Source organism: Arcobacter sp. CECT 8985 (genome assembly GCF_004116495.1).
Lineage (GTDB): Bacteria > Campylobacterota > Campylobacteria > Campylobacterales > Arcobacteraceae > Malaciobacter.
Genome location: NZ_PDKC01000012.1, coordinates 57,138 through 65,637, shown reverse-complemented (window position 1 = coordinate 65,637; position 8,500 = coordinate 57,138). Strand labels below are relative to the sequence as shown.

Annotated in this window: 8 protein-coding genes; 5 read left to right on the top strand and 3 right to left on the bottom strand. The window is 25.9% G+C overall.

Annotated elements, in window-relative coordinates:
• Both CRU93_RS07095 and CRU93_RS07090 read right to left on the bottom strand, forming a co-directional pair.
• A partial coding sequence (locus CRU93_RS07095) for a hypothetical protein (RefSeq protein ID WP_164967643.1) occupies positions 1-567 on the bottom strand: 567 nt, incomplete at its 3' end.
• 65 nt (positions 568-632) lie between these two features.
• Positions 633-1,184, bottom strand: coding sequence for a YceI family protein (locus CRU93_RS07090; RefSeq protein WP_129103494.1), 552 nt, complete (start codon positions 1,182-1,184; stop codon positions 633-635).
• Between the two features lie 104 nt (positions 1,185-1,288).
• On the opposite strand from CRU93_RS07090, the gene CRU93_RS07085 reads away from it, so the two are divergent.
• The 5 genes from CRU93_RS07085 (at position 1,289) to CRU93_RS07065 (ending at position 5,539) form a co-directional block, all read left to right on the top strand.
• Positions 1,289-1,861, top strand: coding sequence for a ComF family protein (locus CRU93_RS07085; RefSeq protein WP_129103493.1), 573 nt, complete (start codon positions 1,289-1,291; stop codon positions 1,859-1,861).
• Positions 1,862-1,890: 29 nt separating this feature from the next.
• Positions 1,891-2,499, top strand: coding sequence for an imidazole glycerol phosphate synthase subunit HisH (gene hisH, locus CRU93_RS07080; RefSeq protein WP_129103492.1), 609 nt, complete (start codon positions 1,891-1,893; stop codon positions 2,497-2,499).
• 11 nt (positions 2,500-2,510) lie between these two features.
• Entirely contained in the window at positions 2,511-3,350 is an 840-nt protein-coding gene (locus tag CRU93_RS07075) for a TIGR01777 family oxidoreductase (protein ID WP_129103491.1), read from the top strand.
• A 21-nt stretch (positions 3,351-3,371) separates the two neighbouring features.
• Positions 3,372-4,079, top strand: a complete 708-nt coding sequence (gene hisA / locus CRU93_RS07070; protein ID WP_129103490.1) for a 1-(5-phosphoribosyl)-5-[(5-phosphoribosylamino)methylideneamino]imidazole-4-carboxamide isomerase — start codon at positions 3,372-3,374, stop codon at positions 4,077-4,079.
• Positions 4,080-4,231: 152 nt separating this feature from the next.
• Positions 4,232-5,539, top strand: coding sequence for an MFS transporter (locus CRU93_RS07065; protein WP_129103489.1), 1,308 nt, complete (start codon positions 4,232-4,234; stop codon positions 5,537-5,539).
• Positions 5,540-5,545: 6 nt separating this feature from the next.
• On the opposite strand, the gene CRU93_RS07060 is transcribed toward CRU93_RS07065, so the two are convergent.
• Complete coding sequence (locus CRU93_RS07060) at positions 5,546-8,500, bottom strand: DNA mismatch repair protein (protein ID WP_129103488.1); 2,955 nt, start codon at positions 8,498-8,500, stop codon at positions 5,546-5,548.

The following is an 8,500-nucleotide window of genomic DNA, read 5'->3' as shown; positions in this document are numbered from 1 at the left end:
ATATACTTTTGTATAAATATCTATAAAATCTAATCTTAGGTGTGTATTAAAACTTATTTTATTTGTATCGTCCAATATAATATTTTTATATCTAGATGTATTTAAATCTAAATCTGAGTTTCTATTTTTACTCTCAAAACTTAAATTTGTAGTTAGTATAGAATTAGGTTTAAAATAGAATTTAACTAAAGATTGTTTTTCATAGATTTTATTTTCTGAAAGTAAACCCATTGAGTCATCAATACTTTTTTTTAGAGAATTTTCATAATTAAAATTAAAATCCATCCATATATTATCATTTATATATATGCTATTTGCAAAAATCAAACTTTGCTTATCTTCATTATTTCTATCATAAAAATTAATATTTGCATCATTATCATTTATATAACCATGTTTTTCAAACTTATATTTTATAACATATTCATAAAGTTTATTTTTCTTTTCTACTTTTAATATTGCATTATCTTTATCTGTGTTTTCAAATTTCAAATAATGAAATTGTTCATCACTATAAGAGTAAATAGAAAAAAATAATATAAGTATAATTAACTTTAATAAATACACAAAAAACCTTATTTTATATTTTAATTATGAAAACTACAAGTAGAAAAATATCTACTTGTTATTTTTTATTTTTTAAAAGGTAATTCAAAAGCTATTGTAACCTCTGAAAAAGTTTTACCTTTATGTAAATCAAAACACTCTTTTGCAAATTTTGCAAATGGTTCACTCATATGATAATCTAATATATCAATTTCACCCTTTGCCATAACTTTACTATCTTTTATCATATATTGCATTGATACATCATTTGTTACACCATTCATCGTAACTTGTAATACTAAATTATTTGTATCTGCATCAACTTCGATAATTGAAGCAGTAATCTCTTCTGCACTTTTTAAAGAAAAAAGAGTAGATACCATACTTTTATTTCTAACTTCTAAACCTGAATCTAAAGAAAGAGTATTGATTTTTACATTTGCACTTTTTAAGAATTTAGAAAAATCATCACTACTTTTTATTTCAAGTTTAACATCTTTAAATGACCCTGAAACACCAACTTTCTTTTCAGTTTTATATCCTGTCCATTGAACCCTTAAATCACCATTTAACTCATATGCATTTGCCGATACAAAAGCAAATAATAAGAATATGCTAGCCAATAATTTCATTTTCATAAAAACTCCTTTTTATTATCATATATTATTTAATATTTATTAAGGCTAAAAAGAAAGATTTAATAATATTGTATTATTTAAAATAATTTATAGTATTATTTTATATGCGTTGTTTATCTTGCCAAAAACTATCTTTTAATATTATTTGTAAAAGTTGTCAGAAAAAATATTTACAACCTTCTTTTCATAAAAGAGAGATTGAAAGAAACTTTTTTAATTACTCTTTTTATGCATTAAGTGATATAGAAGACTTAATAAACTCAAAATACTATTTTTTTGGAGATAGAGTTTTTAATATTCTTGCAAAATTATCATTTAAAAAATTTGCACAAAATTTTATTTTTCATAAACAAATTTATGCAATTGCAATAGATGATCATACTAAACATGGTTTTTCTCATACTTCAATACTCACAAAACATTTAAAATCAAATACAATAAAAACAATACCCAATTTATTACAAGCTCAAAATAGAGTCAAATATGCAGGTAAAGATTTAAAATTTAGACAAAATAATCCAAGAAAATTTAAATTAGCAAATATTCATGATAAAACAACAATTTTATGTGATGATTTAATTACAACAGGTGCTACAATATTAGAAGGTAAAAAAGTTTTAGAAGAAAAAAATAATCAAGTTCTTTTTTCTTTAACCCTAGCTGATGCAAAAATTTAGTATAATCAGTTTTATTTAGAGGGTATAAAATGATAGGAATTATTGATTATAATATGGGGAATTTAGCAAGCGTTTACAATGCTTGTAGTCTTTTAGATACAAAAGCATCTTTTGTTAAGGACCCTGAGAAATTAAAACAGTTTGATAGAATCATATTGCCAGGAGTGGGAGCTTTTGCAGATGCTATGGAACATTTAAATAAAACAGGGATGAAAGAAGCAATTTTGCAATACTCAAAAAGTGGTAACCCAATGATAGGAATCTGTCTTGGAATGCAACTTTTATTTGATAGCTCAGAAGAGTTTGGAAAAACTAAAGGTTTAGGACTTATTGAAGGGGATATTGTAAAATTTGATAAATCTAAAATGACTGAAAATTTCAAAATTCCACATATGGGATGGAACACTATAGAAAATAAAAAGCACAAACTATTTGAAGGATTAAAAAATCCTTACCTTTATTTTGTTCACTCATACCATGCAGTAACAAAAGAGGAAAATATAATAGGTAAAACCATTTATGGTTATGAGTTTGCAAGTGCTGTTAATAAAAACAATATATATGGTTTCCAACCACACCCTGAAAAATCACATGACAATGGATTAAAAATTCTTCAAAACTTTATGCATATAAAATAAAGGAGTTTATTATGAAAACTATAGCAATAACGGGAGCAAGCGGGTTTGTAGGTACTTCACTTAAGAAATATTTTGAAAATTTGGAGTATAAAGTAGTTGCTATAAAAAGAGAGTTTTTAAAAGATAAAGACAAACTTCAAGAAATTGTTTCATCAAGTGATATAATAATAAATCTAGCAGGTGCAAACATAATTAATAGATGGTCTCAAGAGTATAAAAAACTTCTTTACTCAAGTAGAATAGATACAACTAGAAAAGTTGTAGAAGCAATTAATAATTCAGAAAAAAAACCTAAACTATTAATATCTACTTCTGCAGTTGGTATTTATGATAATGAACAAAGATATGATGAAAATGGCCAATACTCAAATGACTTTTTATCAAACCTTTGTCAAAATTGGGAGAATGAAGCAAAAAGAGCCAATACAAAAGTATCAATATTTAGATTTGGTATTGTGTTAGGAAAAGATGGTGGAGCTTTGAGTAAAATGATACTACCATTTAAAATGGGCGTTGGTGGAGTAATAGGAAGTGGTAAACAAGCATTTTCTTATATTCATATTGAAGATTTATTAAATGCTTACAAATTTGTTATTGAAAATTGTATCGAAGATACATTCAATTTAACAGCACCCCAACCTACTACAAATTATGGTCTTACAAAAGCTTTAGGTAAAGCATTAAATAGACCAACAATTTTTCCAGTACCTGAATTTGTATTAAAATTAATATTTAGTGAAGGTGCCAAAGTATTAACTGATGGACAAGAAGCTGTTCCTCAAAAATTATTAGATTTAGGTTTTAAATTTAAGTATAATAATATTCAAGAAACTGTAGATAGTTTAGTTTAAAAAAGGGAGAAAAGAATTTTTATGGATATATTACCAGCGATTGATTTAAAAGATGGAAAAGCTGTAAGACTTAGTAAAGGGTTAATGGATAGTGCAAAAATCTATTCAGATGAACCATGGCAAGTAGCAAAAAGATTTGAAGAACTTGGTAGTAAATGGGTTCATATTGTTGATTTAAATGGAGCATTTGCAGGAAAACCTGCAAATTTAGAACAAATTAAAAAAATTAGAGAAAACTGTAATTTAAAAATAGAACTTGGTGGTGGAATTAGAGATGAAGAGACTATCAAAATGTATGTTGAACTTGGAGTTGATAGACTAATTTTAGGTTCAATTGCAGTAAAAGATCCTCAATTTGTAAAAGATATGGCTGCTCGTTATCCAATTGCAGTTGGAATTGATGCAAAAGATGGAATGGTTGCAGTTGAAGGCTGGGCAGAAGTATCAAATATGAAAGCAACAAAATTAGCAAAAGATTTTGCAAGTGCTGGAGTTGAAGCTATTATTTGTACAGATATTTCAAAAGATGGAATGCTTTGTGGTGTAAATGTAGAATTTACTGAAAGTATTGCTCTTTCAAGTGGTATTGACACAATCGCAAGTGGAGGAGTAAAAGATATTTCTGACATTGTTAACTGTAAAAATAATGGAAATGTCGCTGGTGTAATTATAGGAAAAGCTTTTTATGAAGGTACTATTGATTTAGAAGAAGCTTTTAAACTTTTATAATATGTGTTTAGTAATAGCTTTAATATTTTTAGCCTTGTCTTATACTTTTTATAATGACAATAATATGCTAGGCTTTTATATTAATTTAGCTATTGCTTTTTTATTTATTATTCTTATGATAAGAAATATTTTAAAAACAAAAGAAAAAAAACTTGAAAAAAAAGATAAATAATTTATATTCAAAAATTGCAAATGAAGAAGATGCAAGAGTTTGTAAAGCAATTGATGAGAAAGCTTGTAAAGTAGTTCCTGGTAATTTTTTTCTTACTATTATTAGTTATTTTTTTAACAAATTAGCAGATTCAGTTGCAAATGCAAAAGTAATTTTACCCTGGTTGATGCATAGTTTAAATGTTCCAGTATTTCTTATTAGTTTTTTAGTTCCAATAAAAGAATCAGGTTCTTTACTTCCCCAACTATTTATTGCTGCATATATAAGAAAACTTCCTATTAGAAAATGGATTTGGTCTTTGGGAACTTTTTTACAAGCTTTATGTATGTTTGGCATAGCAATAGTAGCTTTAAATATGCAAGGTTTAAGTGCAGGAATTGCAATTATTACTTTACTTATTGGTATGAGTTTATCACGTGGTTTATGTTCAGTTGCTGCAAAAGATGTAGTGGGAAAAACTATTCCAAAAACAAGGCGTGGAGCTTTAAATGGCTTATCAGCTATGCTTGCAGGATTACTTGTTGTAGTTTTAGGAGTTTACTTTTTATTAAATGAAAAAAAACCTTTTTCACCTGAGAACTTTGGAGTTTTATTATCTATTGCAGGATTTTTTTGGATTTTAGCTTCTATTTTTTATGCTCAAATAAAAGAGTACCCAGGAGAAACAGATGGTGGAGGAAATGCCTTTGCAGTTGCAATTTCAAAACTAGCTATTTTAAAAACAGATAAACCTTTTAGACTTTTTGTTATAACAAGAGCTTTATTCCTTTGTTCAGTTTTATCTGCACCTTTTTTTGTAGTTATAGCTCAACATCACAGTAATTCAAGTAATTATCTTTTAGGTCTATTTATACTTTCAAGTGGATTAGCAGATCTTTTATCTGCAAATTTTTGGGGTAAATTCTCTGATATTTCAAGTAAAAAAGTTATGATTATAGGATCAACTATTGCAACAACGGTTGGTTTTATTGTCTCATTTATAGGCTTTTTTTATAAAGAACTTTTTTCAATTATTTGGATTATGCCAATTATATATTTTATTTTAAGTATTGGTTACCAAGGTATTAGAGTAGGAAGAAAAACATATTTAGTGGATTTAGCAGAAGGAAATAAAAGAACTGACTATGTTGCAGTAAGTAATACTTTAATAGGAATAATCTTACTTTTTAGTGGGTTTATTGGAGTACTTAGCCATATAATTGGATTAAATGGAATTATCTTTTTATTATCAATTGTTGGACTTATTGGAGTTATTTTAGCTTTAAGATTAAAAGAGATAGAAGAGTAAAAATTATTACTCTTCTATCATTGTATAGTGAAGTTCTAATCCATTTGATGTTGCTATAAATCCATTTATATTTATTTTACCTTCATGCACTAATTTATGGTGATGTTTACACAATGGAACTAGATTATATTTGTGATTTGCATTCATATGACCTATAAAACCTTCTTCATCTGCTTTTGATTGTTCTTTTATATGGTGAATATCGTCACAAGGTTTACCACAAATAATACAAGTACTTGCAAATACATCTTTATTATATTTTGAAGTTTTTCTTTGTGTTAGTCTTTCTATTTTGTCATAATCATCTGTTATTCTTTTTCTTATATCATTTGCTACATTTAAAAACTCTTTATCCATATGTAAAGACTTAGCATACTCTAATCCATACATTGAAGATCCACTTCCATAAGCTAATTTTCTATCAAAAATAAGTTTATCTTCTTTATCTTCATACATCACAGATAAGTGCAAGGAGATAATATTTCTTAGTTGTTCAATCTCTTTTATTTCAGGTAATTGATGTAAATGTGTAGCAAATACAAAAATAGCTTCAAGTTTTGCTAGTTTTAAAATAGCACTTGCAACAATACTCAATCCACTCATAGTTTCTGTACTATGAGAGATTTCATCACCTAAAATCAATGATTTTTTTGTAGCTCTATTAAATATATTTTTTAATTCAAGCATTTCAACAGCAAATGATGATAATCCTTTTGCAATATTATCAGCACCACTAATTCTTGTATAAACTGCATCAAATATAGAAAATCTCATAGATTTACAAGGTACATAAAATCCTGCTTGAGCTAAAATAACTGCAATTCCAATTGATTTCATTAAAGATGATTTTCCTGAAGAGTTTATTCCATAAAGTAAAACTCCATTCATTTTATTATCTTTTATATTTAAAGGATTTGAGTTTTTAATAATTACATTATCTTTATACTCTTTTGATGCATAATTTAATTGTCCCATAATCACATCATTTGGTACATAAATACCTTGTTCTTCATTTGCTTCAATAATAGGATGTCTCAAATCAATTAATTCTAAAAAATTCTCATCTTCATTTGTTTTTACTATTTTAGGACAAGAGTAATTATATTTTTTTGCTGTTTTTATATTTGAAACTGTTAAATCAACCTCAGCGATAAATTGAACTAATTCTTCTAACAGTTGTGCAAACTTTTTCTCAAACTCAAGTAGTTTATCTTTAAATACCAATTTATTTAATTCAACTATTTTTCTTAAATTATGTACATATTTATCTGAAACTGTATCTGTTAAGCTACAAGATATTTTTACATTAGTTGTTTGTACTTTTATTTTAAAATCTTTAAACAAAAGTAAATCATCTTCAATTATTATATGAGAATTTAAAAGCTCATCTTTTACTAAATTAAATCTATTTTTAGTTAAAGCTAAATAAAAACCTTCTTTATCAAGTCTATTTATAGCAACTTGATTTTTATCATCACTTTTTAAATATGATAAAATATGCTCTTTTAATAACTCAAGTTTAGAAAAAAGTTTTCTATTTTCATTTGTAAGTTCATCAATTTGAACATTTATGCCCTCACAAACCATATTTGAATCTACATCTTTTAACATAAATTTCCCACAAATATTTAAATCAAAAGTAGAATCAATAGAATCAATAAAAAGTTGTAACTCTGAAGAGCTACAAGGAGGAGTGAAAAATTTATAATTTTCCATAAATTTAACTACTTCTTTTATACTAAGAAGTGAATCATATAAATAATTCAATTCAAAAGGATGAAGTCTATTCAATTTTATTCTTCTTGTTAATCTTTCAATATCATAAATATTTGCTAATTCATTTTCAATGGGAGTATGATAATCAAATAGTTTTTCTGATAAATTAAATCTTCTTACTATCTCTTTTTTATCTTTAACTGGATGTGTTAGTCTCTCTTTTAAAAGTCTTTTCCCCATTGCTGTTGAAGTATTATTTATAAGCTTTATTAAACTTGGATTGTGTGAAGTTTCTATTATATTTAACTGTTCAAGTGCATTATTTCCTAAATAGATATATTTAGAGATATCAAGTTTTACAGGAAGAGATAGTTTTTGAACAATATTTGAATCATGCCCTATTACAAAATCAATTAAAATAGCTAATGCTTCAGTACTTAAAGGTACTCTTTCCATATCAAGATGTTCTATTGAAGTTAAAAGAGATTCTATATTAAAAACATTTTTAAATAATTCATTTTGATAAGTTATTTTTGGTCTAAAAGAACCTATATGAAATGTCTTTAGACTTAATTCTAAATAATCAAGTACTTCTTTTTGATTTATATTTTTATCTGCATAAGTTACAACAATTTCATTGGTTTTGTGCATATTCATATAATTAAATATCTCATCAAGTGCATAAAATTTGTCTTCACTTGTACCATGAACTTCATTATAGTAACACTTACCTGTTGTAACATCAATTGCACTATATCCTACTAAATATATTCCTTTTACTTGATCAACCACAAGTGAAGTAATATTATTTTCATCTTGATCAACTACAAAATCAAAGTTAGTTCCTGGACTTATTACTGTATCTAAATATCTTGATACTTTTGGAGGAAGACCTTTTTGTCTTATTACAACTACTGTATATTTTTGTTCATTGATTATTCTAGATAAATGCTTATCAAATGAAATAGCAGGAACACCTGCCATTATAGGGTTTTCTTGTGAGTTTTCTAAAATTGATTTATTTTTTCTTGTTAATTGAATATTTAATAGTTCAGCAATCTCTTTTGCTTTACCTATTTGTTCTTCTTCATTATTTACTTCATAAACTTCAAAAAAAGTACCTATTTCCATAAGAATTATAGTATTTTTACCATACTTCTCTTCAAAAATTTTTTGAAGTTTAAAATATGTTTTTGTTAATAATGTTTTTTTATCATTTAATAACTCTTGAACTTCTTCTCTCAA